The organism is Streptomyces sp. SAS_272 (genome assembly GCF_052543235.1).
Map to the genome: position 1 here is coordinate 1 of NZ_JBMNDR010000049.1, position 17,530 is coordinate 17,530.

Genomic DNA, 17,530 nt, shown 5'->3' on the forward strand with positions numbered 1-17,530 from the left:
GTGCTGACCATGGTCGCCCGCCCGCTCAGCGTCGTCCTGTGCCTGACCCCGTTCCGGGTGCCCTGGCAGGAGCAGACGCTGATGTCCTGGGCCGGGCTGACCGGCGGTGCGGGGCGAGCGACGGCGGTCACACCACCGCGCCGCGCCAGCCCCCGGTCTCCAGGCCGCGCTCCTCGATGAACGTCTTGAAGCGCTCGAGGTCCCCCTTGGTCTGGCGCTTCACGAAGCCCAGCTTGTCGCCGACGTTCTCGGCGACGCCTTCCGGCTGGAACTCCATCTGGAGCATCACCTTCGTGTGGGCGTCGTCGAGCCGGTGGAAGGTCACCACCCCGGCCTGCCGGGCCTCGCCCGAGACCGTGGTCCAGGCGACCCGTTCGTCCGGGATCTGTTCGGTGATCTCCGCGTCGAACTCCCGGTGCACTCCGTTGACACTGGTCACCCAGTGCGTGAGCGTGTCGCTCCGCTGCTCGACGCGCTGCACGCCGCCCATGAACTCGGGGAAGCTCTCGAACTGCGTCCACTGGTTGTAGGCCGTGTGCACGGGCACGTCGACCTCGATGGATTCCTCGACCTGCGACACGGTCGTCTCCTCCTGTGTTGTCGGGTTCATCCTGTCGGTGCTGCCCGTGGCGGGTACCCGCCACAGCGGCGGCAAACAGGCCGGTTCGGTCAGTCGACGTCGAAGGTGTAATGGGCGGTGTGGTCGAGCAGGTCCGCCGGGGTGGTGTCGTTCCAGGGCCGCATCGTCTCGTGCAGGTCGACGACGTCCGGGGTACCGCCACCGGGGACGTACCCGGACCCCGGGTGCCGGCGCTGCCACCGGGCCCACAGTTTGTCGATGAAGGCGTGGTGCAGCCAGAACACCGGGTCGTTGGGGGAGACCCCGGTCGACATCTGTCCGCCGACCCACACATGGACCCGGTTGTGCAGGTTCACGCCGCGCCAGCCCTCCAGGTGATTGCGGAAGCCGTCGGAGGCGCTGTTCCAGGGAGCCATGTCGTAGGTCGCCATCGCGAGCACCGACTCGACCTCGGCCCGGGTCGGCAGCTCGCGGACGCCCGTGCCCAGTGAGCGGCGCAGGTAGGTGCGGCCGTCCACCCGGACGTTGATCGGCCAGCCGCCCGCCGCCGCGGCGAACGGACCGTCCATCACCTGGCCGTCCCGGCTGCGCCCGCTGCCGCCGAGGAAGTCCGGCGCCCACAGCGAGGATCGGGGCGAACGATCGGCGGACCAGTCCCAGTACGGCAGCGCCACCGAGGCGTCCACCGACTGCAGCGCCCGCTCGAACTCCAGCAGGAATCTGCGGTGCCACGGCAGGAAGGAGGGCGAACGGTGGCCGGTGCGCTCGCCGTCGTCGGTGTCGCCGAGGATGAACGCGTTGTGCGTGGTGACGAAGGCGTCGTAGCGGCCGGTGCGCTTGAGTTCGAGGAGGGCGGCGACCAGCCGCCGCTTCTCGTCGGCGGTCAGGGCGGCCTGGTTCTTGCGGACGGTCATGTGCGGTGCTCCAAGGGTGCGGAAGGGCAGGGCGGTCGGCGGGTCAGCCGGCCGGGAACGGGACGAGCCGGGCGCCCTGCAGTTCGTCGACCGCGGCGCGGGCCGCGGCCCGAGGCGTGGACACCGGGTCGTAGTGACTGACCACGCTGATCCAGGAGCCGTCGGCGTTGCGCATCACATGCAGCTCGACCCCGTCGACGTACACGGCGTAACCGCCCCCGTGGTGATGGCCGCCGCCGCCCTGGATCCGGCCCTGTATCCGGCGGCCCCGGTAGACCTCGTCGAAGGCCTCGGGGGAGCCGTGCGCAGGGTGCCCGCCGTCGCCGGCGCGGGCGGCACGGGCGGCGGGGACGGCGGCGAGCGTGGCGCCGGCGGCGACGGCGGCCGCGGTGAGTGCGCGACGACGGCTGAGTTGCGGCATGCGGGATCTCCCAGGGGATGAAGGGTCGGCGACCCCGCATGCCTATCGGCCGGGCGACGGGGCCGGGAAATCTCCCGAGAGAGGTTGGCTCCGATCCGGACATTCGCTTACAAGTGGTGCAGTCTTGAACCAAGATGATCTTGACCCTGGGTGCGGCCGCCGTGGGGCGGAACGGGCAATTCCTTTCCGCCGGGACACCGCTTCCGGTGATCTTTCTCGGGCCGCGATGTCGTCGGTGGTGTGGCTCACGTGCGAAAAGTGGCGCGATCGGGCAGGTGGGGCGTCCGCGAGGCGCCCTCGCCCCCTGCTACCCTGCGTCGTCAATCAACCACGTCTGGTAACTCCAAGGGGTGCGCGTGAAGGTCGCCTGTGTCGGCGGCGGGCCCGCCGGCCTGTATCTCTCGATCCTGCTCAAGCGGCAGGACCCGTCCCACGACGTCACCGTCCACGAGCGCAACCCGGAGGGCTCGACCTACGGCTGGGGCGTCACGTACTGGCAGGGTCTCCTCGACGAACTCCGCTTCCACGACCCCGAGTCGGCGCGCGCGATCGAGGAGAGCTCGGTCCGCTGGAACGAGGGCGTCGCGCACGTGAGGGACCTGGCGACCCGTCAGCCCGGCGACAACGGGCACGGCATCGGCCGTCACCGGCTGCTGGAGATCCTCGCGGACCGGGCCCGCGAGCTCGGCGTGCGGCTGGAGTTCGAGAGCGAGATCACCGCCGAGAACCTGCCGGACGCCGACCTCGTCGTGGCAGGCGACGGCGTCCGCAGCGCCCTGCGCACCCACCACGCGGACGACTTCGGCGCGCAGCTCACGGAGGGCCGCAACTCCTACGTCTGGCTCGGCACGACCAAGGTCTTCGACTCCTTCACCTTCGCCTTCGTGGAGACCGCGCACGGCTGGATCTGGTGCTACGGCTACCCCTTCAGCGACGAGCAGAGCACCTGCGTGATCGAGTGCGCCCCCGAGACCCTGACCGGGCTCGGCCTCGACCGGGCGAGCGAGGCCGACGGCCTCGCCGACCTGGAGAAGCTCTTCGCGCACATCCTCGACGGCCACCCCCTCGTCGGCCGCGCCTCCTCCGCCGGCGGCAGCGCCCAGTGGCTCACTTTCCGCACGCTGGTCAACCGCACCTGGCGCCACGGCAACCTCGTCCTTCTGGGCGACGCCGCGCACACCACCCACTACTCGATCGGCGCCGGCACCACCCTCGCCCTGGAGGACGCCATCGCCCTCGCCGAGGCGTTGCGCGAGAGCGCGGACCTTCCGCAGGCCCTCGACCGCTACGAACGCGTGCGCAAGTCCGCCCTGCTGTCCCAGCAGAGCGCCGCCCGCTACAGCGCCCAGTGGTACGAGAACCTCACCCGCTACATCCACCTGCCCCCGGAGCAGATGTTCGCCCTGCTGGGGCAGCGCCACTCGCCCCTGCTGCCCTATGTGCCGCCCCAGCTGTACTACCGCCTCGACAGGGCGGCGGGACGCCTCGAGGCGCTGCGCCGCCTCAAGCGCTGGCTGGGGCCGAAGCTGGCGCGCGGCGCGCACGCCCGCACGCTGACCTCCGGCAAGTAGTCCCGGGCGGGCCCGTCGCTCCGCGAGAACCTTGGGTGAATGACCATTCACTGCTAGGGTGAATGGTCATTCACCTAATTTTCGCGTGCCGTTCCGGCCGTTGGAGTGCCCATGGCGTCGCCCGCTCCGATACCCGCCCCGACCAGCGGGAACCCCACTCTGCGGACCCGGCTCGCCATTCCGGTCCTGGCGTACTGCGGAATTCTCATGGCGGTCATGCAGACGGTCGTCGTCCCACTGCTGCCCGACCTGCCCCGGCTCACCGGCGCCTCGGCGGGCGCCGTCTCCTGGATGGTCACCGCCGCACTGCTCTCCGGCGCCGTCCTCACCCCGGTCCTCGGCCGTGCCGGCGACATGTACGGCAAGCGGCGGGTGCTGCTCCTGTCGTTCTCCCTGATGGCCGCAGGCTCCGTGATCTGCGCCCTCACCTCCGACATCGGCGTGCTGATCGCGGCCCGCGCGCTGCAGGGCGCCGCGTCCTCCGTCGTCCCGCTGTCCATCAGCATCCTGCGCGACGAACTGCCCCCGCAGCGACGGGGATCCGCCATCGCGCTGATGAGTTCCACCGTCGGCATCGGCGCCGCGCTGGGTCTGCCCGCCGCAGCAGTGGTGGTGCAGTACGCGAACTGGCACGTGATGTTCTGGGTGACCGCCGCCCTGGGGGCCACCGGCGTCGCGCTCATCCGATGGGCGGTGCCCGAGTCGCCGGTGCGCGAGCCGGGCCGGTTCGACGTGACCGGCGCGCTCGGCCTCGCCGCGGGACTGATCTGCCTCCTGCTCGCCGTGTCCCAGGGCGGCCAGTGGGGCTGGGGCAGTCCCCGGATCGTCGGGCTCTTCCTCGGCGCCGCCGCCGTGCTCGGTCTGTGGTGGCGCCGGCAGCTGCGCTCCGCGGAGCCGCTGGTCGACCTGAGGCTGGTGTCCCGGCCGGGAGTGGGCCTCGCCCACGTGGCCGCACTGCTGACCGGCTTCGCCTTCTACGCCAACTCGCTGGTGACCGCCCAGCTGGTGCAGGCTCCCGAGGCGAGCGGGTACGGGCTCGGGCTGTCCATCGTCCAGACGGGTCTGTGCCTGCTGCCCGGCGGCATCACCATGCTGCTGTTCTCGCCGCTCTCCGCCCGCATCTCCGAGTCGCGCGGCCCCCGGATCACCCTCGCCCTCGGCGCCGCCGTCATCGCCGCGGGGTACGCCGTGCGCGTCGCCGACAGCCGTGAACTGTGGATGATCATGGTGGGAGCGACGATCGTGGCCACCGGCACGACCCTCGCCTACTCCGCGCTGCCCGCGCTGATCCTGCGCGCCGTCCCGCCCGGGCAGACCGCCTCGGCGAACGGCGTCAACGTCCTGATGCGCACCATCGGACAGGCCGTCTCCAGCGCCGCCGTCGCCGCCGTCCTCGTGCATCACACCAGCCTCCTCGGCGGGGCCCGGGTGCCCACGCTGCACGGCTATCTGGTGGCCTTCGGCGTCGCGGGCGCGGTGGCGCTCGGCGCCTGCGCGGTGGCGCTCGCCATTCCCGGCGACGCCCGGTCCGACGACACGCCGAGGCCCCTGGGCCGCACCCGGCCGGTGAGCGACGGGGCGAGGGAGGGAGCATGAACCCGTGATCACCCCACCCGACGCCTCGGACCCGACCGGCCCCCCGGCTCCCGCCCGGCGCGACGCCGAGGCGACCAGGGCCGCCATCCTGCGCGCCGCCCGGTACCTCCTCGCCCGCCAGGCCCACGCCGACATCACGCTCAAGGCCGTCGCGGAGCGTGCCGGAGTGAGCGCTCCGCTGGTCCTGAAGTACTTCGGCAACAAGGACGCCCTGTTCGCCCGGGTGATGTCCTTCCAGGAGGACGCCGACGTCCTGCTGGACGCCCCGCTGGAGCGACTGGGCCGGCACATGGTCCGGCACGTGCTGGTCAGCCAGCGCGAGCGGGGCGCCGACCCCCTGCTGCGCATCGCGTTCGCGCCCCTGCACGGCGACCACGGCGACGTCCTGCGCGCCAACTTCCGCACCCAGGTCACCGAACGCCTCGCCGCCCGCCTCACCGGCGCCGACCGCGGCGTCCGCGCCGAACTCGCCGTCGCCGCCCTGCTCGGCCTCGGCGTCATGTTCGGCATCGCCCGCGGGAGCGAACTGCGGGCGACGCCGGTCGACGACGTCGCCGACCGGTACGGGCCGACGATCCAGACCCACCTCGACGCCGGGCCAGGCGCCGCGGCGGCCCATGGCGGATGACACACTGACGGCATGGAAGAGCGCGAATTCGCCAGGTCCGGTCAGCACGCGTCCGTCGTCGGTCTCGGCACCTGGCAGCTGGGGGCCGACTGGGGCGACGTCGACGACAAGGAAGCCCTGACCGTGCTGGAAGCGGCGGCCGAGTCGGGAGTCACCTTCTTCGACACCGCCGACGTGTACGGCGACGGACGCAGCGAGCAGACCATCGCCGCCTTCCTGAGCGGCCGGCCCGACCTGCATGTGCTGGTCGCCACGAAGATGGGCCGCCGCGTCGACCAGATCCCCGAGAACTACGTCCTGGACAACTTCCGCGCCTGGAACGACCGCTCCCGCCGCAACCTCGGCGTCGACCGCGTCGACCTCGTGCAGCTGCACTGCCCGCCGACTCCCGTCTACTCCAGCGACGAGGTGTTCGACGCGCTCGACACCCTCGTCGAGGAGGAGCGCATCGCGCACTACGGGGTCAGCGTGGAGACCTGCGCCGAGGCCCTCACCGCGATCGCCCGGCCGGGCGTGGCGAGTGTGCAGATCATCCTCAACCCGTTCCGGCTCAAGCCCCTGATCGAGGTGCTCCCGGCGGCCCGCGAGGCCGGCGTCGGCATCATCGCCAGGGTTCCGCTCGCCTCCGGGCTGCTGTCCGGGAAGTACACCAGGGACACCGTCTTCCCGGAGAACGACCACCGCGCCTACAACCGCCACGGCGAGGCCTTCGACCAGGGCGAGACCTTCTCCGGCGTCGACTACGCCACCGGCGTCGAGGCCGCCGTCGAGTTCGCGTCCCTCGCCCCCGAGGGGTACACCCCGGCCCAGCTGGCGCTGCGCTGGATCGTCCAGCAGCCCGGCGTGACCACCGTGATCCCGGGCGCCCGGTCGCCCGAGCAGGCCCGCGCCAACGCGGCCGCCGCCAGGCTGCCGGAGCTCTCGGAGACCACCCTCGCGGCGGTCCGCGACCTCTACGACCGGCGGATCAGGGAGCAGGTCGAGGGCCGCTGGTAGACGACCCGGCGACGGGCGGCAAGAACGGCCGCTTCCGGGGTACTCGCGGTGAGGAGGGGGTCGAGGGACCCCGCGAACCGGGAGGACGGCAGAGGTGACCGACACGGCGACGAGCGCCGAGAGGCGCACGGGGCGCAACGAGACCGAGGAGGAGAGAGCCGACCGGATGTGGGGGGAGCTCATCCAGGAGATCCGCGTCGCCCAGACGGGTGTGCAGATCCTCTTCGGCTTCCTCCTGACCGTCGTGTTCACCCCTCGCTACGTGGAGCTTCAGGACGTCGACCAGGTCATCTACATCGTGACCGTGGTCCTCGGCGCCTGCGCGACCGGCGCCCTCATCGGCCCGGTCTCCCTGCACCGCCTGGTCTCCGGGCGCCGGGTCAAGCCGCAGGCGGTGCGGGTGGCGTCCAGGCTGACCCTCGTCGGCCTGCTCCTGCTGCTCGCCACCATGACCTCCTCGCTGCTGCTCATCCTGAGGGTGGCCACCCATGACGCGTTCGTGCCGTGGCTGGTCGCGGGCGTGGTCGCGTGGTACGGGCTGTGCTGGTTCGTGCTGCCCCTGTGGACCCGGAGCCACTACACCACGGACTGAGCGGGACCACCCGCCTCGGGGGCCCCGCCCCGTGCGCCGCGCAGCGCGGTGATGCAGCTGCCGATCGCCTGCTGAAGCTCCTCCAGCTGCTGGACCATGTCGTCCTCGTAGAAGTCCTGCGCGTCGACGTCGTCGAACGTCAGCTCCTCGAAGACCCTGGTCGCGCGCTGCAGGCTGCTGTAGAACTTCGTGCGCCGCTCCTGAACGCGCAGTTCGGGGTCGGCCTCCACGGTCTCCACGACCAGGTTCTTCATGGTGTCGTAGGCGTCGCTCGCCCACTCGCCGGAGTCCTCGCCGTCGTCCAGCTCGTCGAGCAGGGAGAGGTGCCGCTCGGCCTCCTGACGCAGCTCGGCGGGCGCGTCGAGGGTCTGCCCGGCGGGCGTCTTGATCAGGCCGGACTCGGCGATCTGGCGCACGTAGCCGATGCGGTCGGCCGAGCGGCTCTCGGAGGCCACGGCCTTCTTGAGGTCGTCGGTGCGCACGACGTCACGGGCCAGCTCGTGCTGCAGTTCCGGGTCCTCCTTGATGCGGTCCAGGAGGGCGGCGCGGGCCGCGCGGGCGGTCGAGGGGTCGGCGAGGATCGCGGCCCGCAGGGCGGTGGGGTTCTCCGCCACCTCCAGGGCCTTGGTCGGCCGGATTCCCTCGGCCTCGGCGGCCTCCGCGATCGCGGCGCCGCGCTCGGACGTCGCGCTGGAGCGCGAGACGTAGTAGGCCGGCCAGACCTCGGCGTCCGGCAGCTCGACCTCCTGGCCGGGCGCCAGCTCCTCGAAGTGGGGGACGAGGCCGTCGTCCGCGGCACGGTCCCACGCCTTGTAGAACCGCAGGACGCGCTCGGGGGAGCAGCCGGCCAGCCTGGCGAACTCCTTCGCCGACACCTTCGGCGTCTCCTGTGCGCTCTGCCCGCCCGGCCGGACGCTGCGCGCCACCAGCAGGCCGAAGGCCCATCCGCCGGTCCGCGCGTAGACGCCGAACTCGCGGGCGTCGCGCGCCACGAGGTCGGAAAGGGGCGCGGGGGACGTCTCGGCGGACGTCTCGACGGCCGTCTCGTGCGGGTCGATCGCCAGGGTCACGGGTGGGTCTCCTCTACAGGCTGCCGGCCGCGGGATCGGCGCCGCGGACGTCCGGAACGGCAGCCTATACGCGCTCCGCGGCAGGCCCGGGGCAGACCCGCGCGCGGGGCCGGACGGCGGTCACCCGAAGGCGCTGCGCAGCGCGGGCAGCAGGGTCTTCTCCGACCAGTCCAGGTAGGCGGGTTGGGCGTCGCCGCCGATCTGCACCAGGGCGACCTCCGTGAACCCGGCCTCGACGTACGGGCGTACGGCCTCGACGAACTCCTCCGGGTCGTCGCCGCAGGGAATCGAGGCGGCGACGTCGTCGGGCGTCACGAACCGGGTGGCCGCATCGAAGGAATCCGGGTGCGGCAGTTCGGAGTTCACCTTCCAGCCGCTGCCGAACCAGCGGAACTGCGCGTGCGCCCGCTGCACGGCCGTGTCCCGGTCGGCGTCGTGCGACACGGGAAGCTGGCCGACGCGCGGCTTGCCCGCGCCGCCGTGCCGGTCGAACGCCTCGAGCAGTCCCGGCTCGGGCTCGGTGGCGATCACCAGGTCGGCCAGCCGGCCCGCGAGCGCGCACGAGCGGTCGCCGGAGACGGCGATCCCGATCGGCGGCGGCTCGTCGGGAAGGTCCCACAGCCGGGCCGAGTCCACGTCGAAGTGGGCGCCGTGCCGGGTGACGTGCCGCCCCTCGAACAGGGCCCGGATGATCTCCACGGCCTCCTCGAGCATCTCGTGCCGGACGTCCACCGACGGCCACCCGCCGCCCACCACGTGCTCGTTGAGGTTCTCGCCCGAGCCGAGCCCCAGCCGGAAGCGCCCTTCGGACAGCAACTGCATCGTCGCCGCCTTCTGCGCCACCACCGCCGGGTGGTAGCGGAAGGTCGGACACGTCACGTACGTCATCAGCGGAATGCGCGAGGTGGCCTGGGCCGCCGCTCCGAGCACGCTCCAGGCGTAGGGAGCGTGGCCCTGCGAGCGCAGCCACGGGAAGAAGTGGTCCGACGTCACCGAGAAGTCGAAGCCCGCCTCCTCGGCCCGCACCACGTGGTCGACCAGGTCACGAGGGCCGGCCTGCTCGGTCATCATCGTGTATCCGATTCGCACCATGGGCCCCGAGTCCCCGGCCGCGGCGGGTGGAAACAGACCGCCGGCGATCGGGAGGACCGCCGGCATCCGAGGGGAGGGGCGGCGCCTCCCGCGGGCCCCCGCGCTCCCGGTCGCCGGGCTCAGGCGGCCGAACCGGGCCGGAAGGTCTTGAAGAACGTGTCGAGGGCCTGCCGGTTGGCGCTCGTGTTCCAGTCCGCGGCGGGCGTCGTCCAGCGGAGCGAGAAACTACGGTGTCCGCCGAGCAGGAATCCGCGGCCGAACGTGCGCTCCTGCCCGTCGGCGCCGTCCGAGACCCATTCCATGTCGGCGCCCTTGTAGCCGAGGTACGTCGTGGCTCTGATCTGGCCGATCCGCCGGAAACCCGCGGTCCGCCTCAGGTTGGGCTCGACGTCGTCGCGCCAGACGGCGACCGGGTCGGGTCCGGCGTCCTTGCTGTAGGTGACCGCGAGGGTGCGCGGGTCGCCCTTGGCGCCGAAGGTGACGCGATAGGCCCCGTCGGAGGCGCGGGCGGTGTTCAACCGCTGCCAGCCCTTGGGCAGGGCCACCGAGAAGCCTTCGTCGGCGTGGTAGACCCGGAAGCCGTCCGGGAGGGCGTCGGCGGTGGCGGGCGGCGAGGGCGAGGTCCGCGGGGGTGCGCTCGGGGAGGGACTCGCCGGCCTGCTGGGTGCGGGAGTCGGCGTGGGGGCCGGGTCCGGCGTGGCGGAGGCTCTGTCGCCCGCGTCCTCACCGGGCCCCGTGGCGGAGGCGGACGGCCGGGCCTGCGCGTCGCCCGCCGCCGTGTCGTCGCCGTCGGGCAGGCCCTGGGCCACGGCGAGCGCGGCGAGCGCCACGGTGACGACGGCAAGCGCGGTCCCGGCCGCCATCGCCCGGCCGCTCCACTGCGGTCCGACATTGCGTGCGGCGGCGCGGACGCGGCGCAGCCGGGGGGCGGGCACGGCGGCGTGCGGGTCGTCGTCCAGCAGTCGGGTCAGGGACTGGCGCACCACCGTGCGGGTCAGCCGCTCCCGGGAGTCCTTGCGCAGCAGCCCCTGCACGACCGGGGTGAGGGGCCCGGCGCGCAGCGGAGTGCGCAGGGGCAGCCTGTCCACGCCCTTCAGGGTGGCCTCGGGTCGGTCCCGGTCCCGGTACGGCGGCCGTCCCTCGACCATCGTGTAGAGGAGCGCGCCCAGCGTCCACAGGTCCGCGGCCGGGCCGATCCGCTCGTCGCGGGCCTGTTCGGGCGAGGCGTACGACGGGGCCGCCACGCGCGGGGCCAGGGTCGCGCCGGCCAGCCCGAACCCGGTGAGGACGAGGGGACCCTGGCTCCGCACGAAGATCTGCCCGGGGCTCAGCTCGCCATGGGTGATGCCCTCACCGTGCGCGACCTCGAGCACGTCGAGCAGCTGCAGCCCGATCGCCGCGGCCCGTCCCGGGCTGAACGCGCCCTTCTGCGCGATGAGCTGGCCCAGCGGGAGGCCGTCGATCCACTCGGTGACGGTCCACAGGGCCCCGTCCTCCTCCAGGGCGTCGACGACCGAGGCGATCCGGCCCGGGCACAGCCGGGCCATCGTCTCCGACATGCGCAGCACGCGGTCGGCGGCCTGGCGTGCCTTCTCCTCGCCCTGGTCGGCGGGCAGACCGATCCTGGTGACCAGGCAGGGCCGGGAAGCCCCGGTCTCCTCGACGTACTCGCCGTACCAGCTGACGCGGTTCGTCTCCCGGTGGACGACGTCGAGCAGCCGGTACCTGCCGGCGACCCACTCGTGCGTGGAGACGTGCGTCTTGACCATGGTCATCCCTCGTCGAAACCGCTGTCACCTTTCCCAGTGGTACGACCGGCGCGAGGGGGTCCGTTCAACGGGACGGCAACTCGGCCCGATTCCTGTCCTTCATTCAAGAAAGAGACTTCGCCGCGGGTCGAGTAAGTGTGCGAGAAAAGGGAATTGACGGGCTCCGGCCCGAGCCGCACCCGTCCCGTCCTGCGAGTGTAACCCGCGGTAAACGAGACATGCGGGTCTCTTCGGGCGTCCGCAAAACGCGCTTCCCGGCCGTGGTCCATTCCGCTCGACGACGCCTCGGCCGGGATTTCCCTCTTCACCGGCGAATCGACTCAGCGCACCTCGAACCGGTCCGTCCACGCCCTCATGTCGGCAGTCGTCGCGTTGCCCCCGCAGACCACCAGTCCCAGCCGTGCCCCGTCGCCGACCCGCTCGACGACCCGCCGGGCCGCGGGCAGCAGACAGCCGGCCGCCGGCTCCGTCCACACCTTCGCGTGCTCGGCGAAGTCCACGGACCCCCGCACGGCCTCCCGGTCGGAGACCACCAGCACCTCGGTGACCAGCGCACGGACGTGGTCGTACGTCAACCGCGAGACGCTCGGCGCGCTGAGGGTGGTGACGATCGACGACAGCGCCACCGGCACCGGCCCGCCCGCCGCCAGCGCCTCCGACATCGCCTGTGCGCCCTGCGTCTCCACGCCCCAGATCCGCACATCCGGCCGCCGCGCCCGCAGGGCCGCGGCGACACCCGCGATCAGCCCGCCGCCCCCGATGCTGACCAGCACGTCCGTGAGGTCGTCGGCGTCGGCGGCGAGCTCCAGACCGACGGTGCCCTGTCCGGCGACGACCAGCGGATCGTCGAACGGGTGCACCAGCGTGAGGCCTTCGTCGCGCAACCGCTCCACCAGCGCGAACGCGGCGTCCATGCCGTCGGTCAGCCGCACCGAGGCGCCGGCCGCCTCCGCGGTCTCCACGGAGCGCGCGGGCGCCGAGCGCGGCATCACCACCGTGGCCTTCACGTCCAGGGCGGCGGCCATCACCGCGAGCGCGACGCCGTGGTTCCCGCCGCTCACGGCCACCACCCCGGCCGCCCGCTCGGCCTCGCCCAGCGACAGCAGCTTCGCCGTCGCGCCCCGCACCTTGAACGAGCCGGTGCGCTGGAGGAGTTCGAGTTTCGTGGTCACGGGGACGCCGAGCAGGCCCGACAGGCCGGGGCTCGGCACAGTGGGGGTGCGGACGACATGTCCGGCGATCCGTACGGCGGCGGCTTCGATGTCCGAGATGCCGATCAAGGCGGTCACCCTTCCGGCGCGGGCGGCAGAAGACGACGGGACCGCGCCTTGGCTCTTCGTGTCCCCGCACCCTCACCCGGCGCCGCCGTGCAGGTCAACTCGCCGAGTGCCCGCGCGGGGCTCACCCCGACGCTCCGGCCTCCGGTTCCAGCAGCCGCTCGCGGTAGGCGATCGCCACGGCCTCCGTGCGGCTCGCCGCACCGAGCTTGGCGAGGATGTTGGAGACGTGCACGCTCGCCGTCTTGCCGCTGATGAACAGCTCCTCGCCGATCTGCCGGTTGCTGCGGCCGAGCCCGAGCAGCCGCAGCACCTCCTGCTCCCGGGCCGTCAGCGACGCCGGCCGGTCCCGGCCGCCCGCCGGTCCGTCGGCGAGCCGGCCGCGCCGGATCAGTGCGTCCGCCCGCTCCCGCAGCGGGCCGGCGCCCAGCCGGACGGCCGTCTCCCGGGCCGCGCCCGCCTCGACGGCGGCCTCCTCGCGACGGCCGGCCGTGAGCAGGGCCTGCGCGTACCGGAGCCGGCACCGCGCGAGCTCGTACACGTCGCCCTGGCCGAACGCCGCCACCGCCTGCTCCCAGAGCGCCGGGTCCGGTCCCACGGCGGCCCAGGCGCATTCGGCCTCCGCGCGGGCCAGCCAGGCGCGCCCCTCCGGCCCCTGCGGCGCGCCGGTCCCGCCGCGCAGGGCCACCGCCCGCGCGGGCTCCAGGAGTTCGGCGGCCACGGCCGCCCAGCGGCGGGCCGTCGCCTCGTCACCGGCGTGCCGCGCCTCGCAGGCCGCGTCCGCGACGGCCGGGAGGGCGAGCGCGGTGAGCCGCACGGTGACGTCGGGGCGCGTCCCCGCATCGTCCGTGAGGGACTCCACCGAGGACCGCAGCCGCGCCACCGCCGCCTCCGGGTCGCCGTTCGACGCCGCCGCGTCCGTCAGCACGATGCCCGCGACGAGCGTCGCCATCCAGTCGAAGCCCCCTTCGAGCAGGCCCCGGGCCCGTTCGACGGCCGTGCGTTCGCCGCGCGCGAGAGCCACGTACAACGCGGGACCGACCGCGAAGCCGCCCGAGGCGGGCAGCACCGCGAGATCGGCGGCCGCCGTGCGCAGGCACTCGTCCCAGCGGCCCAGGGTGTAGAGCACGAGCAACTGGAGATAGCGCATCTCCAGTGGGTAAAGAGAGGACAGCAGCCCGGCGCGGCGGGCCCGGTCCAGGCCCTCGGCCAGCCAGGGCAGGCACTCCTGCGGCTCCCCGGCCTCGAAGGCGCCCATGGCCAGGGTGAACAGGGCGCGCATCTCCACGGAGGTGTTGCCGCCGCGCAGGGCGAGTTCACGGGCCTCCTTCAAGCGGGCCCGGCCCTCGGGGGAGCGGCGGCCTTCGCCCTCCAGGTTGGCCAGCGAGACCAGCAGATCGGCCCGGGCGTCCGTCAGGTCCAGCCGCTCGGCGACCTCGAGGGCCTGCCGGGCGACCCTGAGGGCGGTGCCGAAGTCGCCGACCTGACGCGCCGCCAGGACATGTGTGGCGGCCGCCCACACCCATGTGGGCGACGGCGGTTCGGCGGGGATCATCGCCAGCGCCTCGCTGCTGTAGGCGAAGGCGGCCGTCAGGCTGTCCACGTTCATCAAGGTGCCCGCGAGCGTGTACCGCACCCGGGCGGCCAGTTCCGAGTCGGCGTCCTGGCCGACGCCCGCCAGCGCGGCCCGGGTCAGGGAGACCGCGCGGTGCGCCTCTCCGGCGCGCGCGGCGGCCGCCGAGGCGCGCAGCGTCAGCGTGACCCGGTCGCCTCCCTCGCCCGCCGGCAGGCCTTCGGCGGGCACGGACTCCCACAGGTCGAGCACGGATTCCAGATGCCGCAGTTCCTCGGCGGGCGCCCCGACGTGCTGTGCGTGGTCGGCGGCCTCCAGCGAGGCGGTGAGCGCCTCGAGCAGGTCGTGGCTCTCGCGGTAGTGGTGCGCCCGCTCGGCCGCCGTCTCGGCCCGCCGGCCCCGGCCGGCCAGCAGCCGGGCGAACGCACCGTGCAGCCGGGCCCGTTCGCCCGGAAGCAGGTCGGCGTACACCGCCTCGCGTGCGAGCGCGTGCCGGAAGGCGTACGTGCCGTCGTCGCCCGCCGCCAGCAGCCGGCGGCCCACGGCCTCGCGCAGCGCCGACTCCAGCTCGTCGTCCGGCAGGCCCATCGCGTCCCGCAGCAGGGCGTGCTCCACCCGACGGCCGGCGACGGCGGCCGTCCGCAGCACCTGCTGCGCGGCGTCGGGGAGTTGCTCGACGCGGATGAGCAGGAGATCGGCCAGCCCGCTCGGCATCCCGCCGGCCTCCGCGCACGCGGCGGCGGACAGCTCCTCCGCGTAGAAGGCGTTGCCCTCCGCGCGCGCCACGATCCCGCGCACCGTGGCGTCCGGCAGCGGGCGCTCCTCCAGGGACCGCACCAGGCGGGTCACCTCCGCGTCCCCCAGCGGGCGCAGTTCCAGCCGCTCCACGGCCGGCAGCCGTACCAGCTCCGCCAGCAGCGGGCGCAGCGGATGGCGGCGGTGCAGGTCGTCCGCACGGTAGGAGGCCAGCACCGCCAGCCGGTGACCCCGCCCCTCGCCCGCCGGCCGTTGCAGGAACCCGCGGCTGAGCAGGAAGCGCAGCAGGTCCCGGGAGGACTGGTCGGCCCAGTGCAGGTCCTCCAGGACGAGCAGCAGCGGAGCGACCTGCGACAGGTCGGCCAGCAGTGCCGCCATCCCCTCGAACAGCCGCAGCCGGCCCTCTCCGCCGGCCGCGCGGGCGGGGTCCCCGTCGTCCGGCGCCACGCCGCCCGCGCCCAGCAGCCGGTCGACCAGCGGATGCGCGCGGAGGACGGCGGCGAACCGCTCGTCGGCCGCCAGCGCGCCCAGGATCTCGGTGAACGGCAGGTAGGGCAGGCCCACGTCGCCGAGGTCGACGCAGTGGCCGGTCAGCACGGTCAGGCCGGATTCCGCGGCTCGCGCGGCGACCTCGCCGAGCACGCGCGTCTTGCCGACGCCCGCGTCCCCTGCGAGCAGCACGGCGCGCGCCTCGCCGTGGCGGGCGCGCTCCAGCACGCCGAGGAGCCGGGCGAGTTCCGCTTCCCGGCCGATGAACGGAGTGCTGAACACGGTCTGCGACACGCCTCCATCCTGGCACGCGCCACCGGCGACGCGGGCCACGACCAGGGACGGAGGCCGCGAGTGAGGGCCCGGCGCGGTCAGCGGTGCAGCGATCGCGCCCAGTCCTGCGGCACCCGTCCGGCCGGCCCCGGCGTCGGCTGGTCGGCGGGGTGGCTGACCGGCGGGGCCAGTTCCGGCCCCGACTCGTAGAGCTCGTCCGAGGAGTAGTCCCAGAACCACTCCTCGCCCGGCTCGAAGCTGCGGACCAGGGGATGCCCGGTGGCCTTGTAGTGGGCGGTGGCGTGCTGGGCGGGGGAGGAGTCGCAGCAGCCGACGTGCCCGCAGCTCGCGCAGCGCCGCAGGTGGAACCACCAGCCGCCCGCGGCGTCGCAGTCGACGCAGCCGTCGCCGCTGGGCGGGACGCTCGGGTCGATGCCGTCCACGTCGGTCATACGGGCTCCTCAAGGGTCGTGGGGTTCTCGGGGTCCTGGTCGCCGTCGACGCCGGGATCAGGTGCGGTCAGCGGCAGCAGGACCTGGAAGCGGGTGTCGCCCGGCGAGGACTCGACGTGCAGGCTGCCGTGGTGCTTGTTGACCACGATCCGCCACGAGATGTCCAGGCCCAGACCGGTGCCCTCGCCCACCGGCTTGGTGGTGAAGAACGGGTCGAAGATCCGGCCCCGGATGTCCGGCGGGATGCCGGGACCGGTGTCGCGGAACTCCACCAGCAGCCGGTCGCCCTCCCGCGCGGTCCGCACCGTCAGCGTGCCGTCGCCGCCGGCGCTGTCGACGGCGAACACGGCGTTGTCGACGAGGTTCGTCCACACCTGGTTGAGCTCGGCCGGGTAGGCGGGGATCTTCGGCACGGTCCGGTCGTAGTCCTTGACGACCTGGATGCGCCGGCCGATCTTGCCGCCGAGCATCAGCAGGGTGCTGTCGAGGAGCTCGTGCACGTCGACGACCCGGTACGGCGCACGGTCGAGCTGGGAGTACTGCTTGGCGGCGTCGACGAGATGGGAGATGCGGTTGGTCGAGTCGTCGATCTCGTCCATCAACAGCTCGGTCTCGACCGTGTAGTTGAGCCACCCGATCGCGCCCGGCAGGATGTCCTCGTCGACCGCGGCGGCCACCTGCTCCAGCCAGTCGACGTCGAGTCCGGCCTGCACGAAGGTCGGCGCGATCCGCCAGCCCTCGGGGAGGCCGTGGTCGTCGAGCCAGTCGGTGAGCGCGTCCTCCCGGTCGGAGGCCTCAAGCGGACTCAACGTCGGGGCCTTGGCGACCAGTTCGGCCGTGCGCTCCTGGATCTCGATCAGCCGGGTCAGCGCCGCCGGCTCGTAGCCGCCGGAGGCGATCACGGCCAGCTTGTGCCGCATCTTCGCCACCCGTTCCCGCAGCGTGGCGGTGGCCCGCACGGCAGCCGCCGCCGGGTTGTTCAGCTCGTGCGTGAGACCGGCCGACAGCGAGCCCAGCGCCAGCAGCCGTTCGCGCTGACCGATGGCCCGCTGGGTGTTCTTCGAACCGAAGAACAGCCCCTCCAGCAGATGGGCCGCCATCGGGAACCACTCCTGCATGACCGCCGAGAACGATTCGGCGGGCAGCACGAAGAACCGCGTCGGCTCCGTCACCCGCATCGAGTTCTGGTAGACCTGCGGCACCCGGTCGCCCAGGTAGGCCTGCATGGCCCCGGCGTACACCCCGCGCTGGGAGGTGCGGCTGACCTCGATGTCGTCCCCGCCGACCCTGCGGTACATCACGACCGAGCCCTCGATCATCACGTAGAAGCAGGTCGCCGGATCACCCTCGGTGTACACCGGGCCGGGCTCGAACTTCTCCACCCGCCCCTCGCCGCACAGCCGTCCCAGCTGGTCGGGGGAGAGCTTCTCGAACAGGAACAGCGAACTGATCTCGGCCGGGCTGCACGGCATCAGCCGCCC

At 73.2% G+C, this 17,530-nt stretch carries 15 protein-coding genes; 5 read left to right on the top strand and 10 right to left on the bottom strand.

Features of this window, described 5'->3' with window-relative positions:
* Nucleotides 1-127: 127 nt before the first annotated feature.
* The 3 genes from ACN6LD_RS25380 to melC1 all read right to left on the bottom strand — a co-directional run bounded on the left by ACN6LD_RS25380 (nucleotide 128) and on the right by melC1 (nucleotide 1,915).
* Nucleotides 128-580 (bottom strand): SRPBCC family protein, encoded by a 453-nt coding sequence (locus ACN6LD_RS25380; RefSeq protein WP_445044395.1) that lies wholly within the window; start codon nucleotides 578-580, stop codon nucleotides 128-130.
* An 89-nt stretch (nucleotides 581-669) separates the two neighbouring features.
* Nucleotides 670-1,494 carry a tyrosinase MelC2 gene (melC2, locus tag ACN6LD_RS25385; protein ID WP_319186957.1) on the bottom strand — a complete coding sequence of 275 codons (825 nt, stop codon included), beginning with the start codon at nucleotides 1,492-1,494 and terminating at the stop codon, nucleotides 670-672.
* A gap of 43 nt (nucleotides 1,495-1,537) precedes the next feature.
* Nucleotides 1,538-1,915 (bottom strand): apotyrosinase chaperone MelC1, encoded by a 378-nt coding sequence (melC1, locus tag ACN6LD_RS25390; protein WP_445044357.1) that lies wholly within the window; start codon nucleotides 1,913-1,915, stop codon nucleotides 1,538-1,540.
* A gap of 350 nt (nucleotides 1,916-2,265) precedes the next feature.
* Between melC1 and ACN6LD_RS25395 the strand changes: the two genes are divergently transcribed.
* The 5 genes from ACN6LD_RS25395 (at nucleotide 2,266) to ACN6LD_RS25415 (ending at nucleotide 7,298) form a co-directional block, all read left to right on the top strand.
* Nucleotides 2,266-3,486: an FAD-dependent monooxygenase gene (locus ACN6LD_RS25395; RefSeq protein WP_445044358.1), complete on the top strand. Its 1,221-nt coding sequence runs from the start codon at nucleotides 2,266-2,268 to the stop codon at nucleotides 3,484-3,486.
* A 111-nt stretch (nucleotides 3,487-3,597) separates the two neighbouring features.
* Entirely contained in the window at nucleotides 3,598-5,082 is a 1,485-nt protein-coding gene (locus ACN6LD_RS25400) for an MFS transporter (protein WP_445044359.1), read from the top strand.
* A gap of 4 nt (nucleotides 5,083-5,086) precedes the next feature.
* Nucleotides 5,087-5,710 (top strand): TetR/AcrR family transcriptional regulator, encoded by a 624-nt coding sequence (locus tag ACN6LD_RS25405; protein WP_319186961.1) that lies wholly within the window; start codon nucleotides 5,087-5,089, stop codon nucleotides 5,708-5,710.
* A gap of 12 nt (nucleotides 5,711-5,722) precedes the next feature.
* Entirely contained in the window at nucleotides 5,723-6,706 is a 984-nt protein-coding gene (locus ACN6LD_RS25410; protein ID WP_319186962.1) for an aldo/keto reductase, read from the top strand.
* A 94-nt stretch (nucleotides 6,707-6,800) separates the two neighbouring features.
* A complete protein-coding gene (locus tag ACN6LD_RS25415; RefSeq protein WP_415924817.1) occupies nucleotides 6,801-7,298 on the top strand; it encodes a DUF6328 family protein in 498 nt (165 codons plus the stop codon).
* Here ACN6LD_RS25415 and ACN6LD_RS25420 read toward each other — a convergent pair.
* The 7 genes from ACN6LD_RS25420 to ACN6LD_RS25450 form a co-directional block, all read right to left on the bottom strand.
* A complete protein-coding gene (locus tag ACN6LD_RS25420) occupies nucleotides 7,283-8,368 on the bottom strand; it encodes a hypothetical protein (RefSeq protein ID WP_445044360.1) in 1,086 nt (361 codons plus the stop codon). The two genes, ACN6LD_RS25415 and ACN6LD_RS25420, sit on opposite strands and share 16 nt — an antisense overlap.
* Nucleotides 8,369-8,488: 120 nt before the next feature.
* Nucleotides 8,489-9,460 (bottom strand): LLM class F420-dependent oxidoreductase, encoded by a 972-nt coding sequence (locus ACN6LD_RS25425; protein ID WP_445044361.1) that lies wholly within the window; start codon nucleotides 9,458-9,460, stop codon nucleotides 8,489-8,491.
* A gap of 119 nt (nucleotides 9,461-9,579) precedes the next feature.
* A complete protein-coding gene (locus ACN6LD_RS25430; protein ID WP_445044362.1) occupies nucleotides 9,580-11,235 on the bottom strand; it encodes a serine/threonine protein kinase in 1,656 nt (551 codons plus the stop codon).
* Nucleotides 11,236-11,549: 314 nt separating this feature from the next.
* Nucleotides 11,550-12,509: a threonine/serine dehydratase gene (locus tag ACN6LD_RS25435; protein WP_319186966.1), complete on the bottom strand. Its 960-nt coding sequence runs from the start codon at nucleotides 12,507-12,509 to the stop codon at nucleotides 11,550-11,552.
* A 121-nt stretch (nucleotides 12,510-12,630) separates the two neighbouring features.
* Entirely contained in the window at nucleotides 12,631-15,618 is a 2,988-nt protein-coding gene (locus ACN6LD_RS25440; RefSeq protein WP_445044363.1) for an ATP-binding protein, read from the bottom strand.
* Between the two features lie 77 nt (nucleotides 15,619-15,695).
* Nucleotides 15,696-16,049 carry a UBP-type zinc finger domain-containing protein gene (locus tag ACN6LD_RS25445; protein ID WP_445044364.1) on the bottom strand — a complete coding sequence of 118 codons (354 nt, stop codon included), beginning with the start codon at nucleotides 16,047-16,049 and terminating at the stop codon, nucleotides 15,696-15,698.
* Nucleotides 16,046-17,521, bottom strand: coding sequence for an ATP-binding protein (locus ACN6LD_RS25450; protein ID WP_415924818.1), 1,476 nt, complete (start codon nucleotides 17,519-17,521; stop codon nucleotides 16,046-16,048). The genes ACN6LD_RS25445 and ACN6LD_RS25450 overlap by 4 nt, the downstream gene beginning before the upstream one ends.
* Nucleotides 17,522-17,530 lie beyond the last annotated feature (9 nt).

Bases quoted from the DNA above. Each gene is read 5' to 3' on its own strand.
- melC2 (WP_319186957.1), bottom strand. From the start codon at position 1,494: ATGACCGTCCGCAAGAACCAGGCCGCCCTGACCGCCGACGAGAAGCGG.
- melC1 (WP_445044357.1), bottom strand. From the start codon at position 1,915: ATGCCGCAACTCAGCCGTCGTCGCGCACTCACCGCGGCCGCCGTCGCC.
- ACN6LD_RS25400 (WP_445044359.1), top strand. From the start codon at position 3,598: ATGGCGTCGCCCGCTCCGATACCCGCCCCGACCAGCGGGAACCCCACT.
- ACN6LD_RS25410 (WP_319186962.1), top strand. From the start codon at position 5,723: ATGGAAGAGCGCGAATTCGCCAGGTCCGGTCAGCACGCGTCCGTCGTC.
- ACN6LD_RS25425 (WP_445044361.1), bottom strand. From the start codon at position 9,460: ATGGTGCGAATCGGATACACGATGATGACCGAGCAGGCCGGCCCTCGT.
- ACN6LD_RS25430 (WP_445044362.1), bottom strand. From the start codon at position 11,235: ATGACCATGGTCAAGACGCACGTCTCCACGCACGAGTGGGTCGCCGGC.
- ACN6LD_RS25445 (WP_445044364.1), bottom strand. From the start codon at position 16,049: ATGACCGACGTGGACGGCATCGACCCGAGCGTCCCGCCCAGCGGCGAC.
- ACN6LD_RS25450 (WP_415924818.1), bottom strand. From the start codon at position 17,521: ATGCCGTGCAGCCCGGCCGAGATCAGTTCGCTGTTCCTGTTCGAGAAG.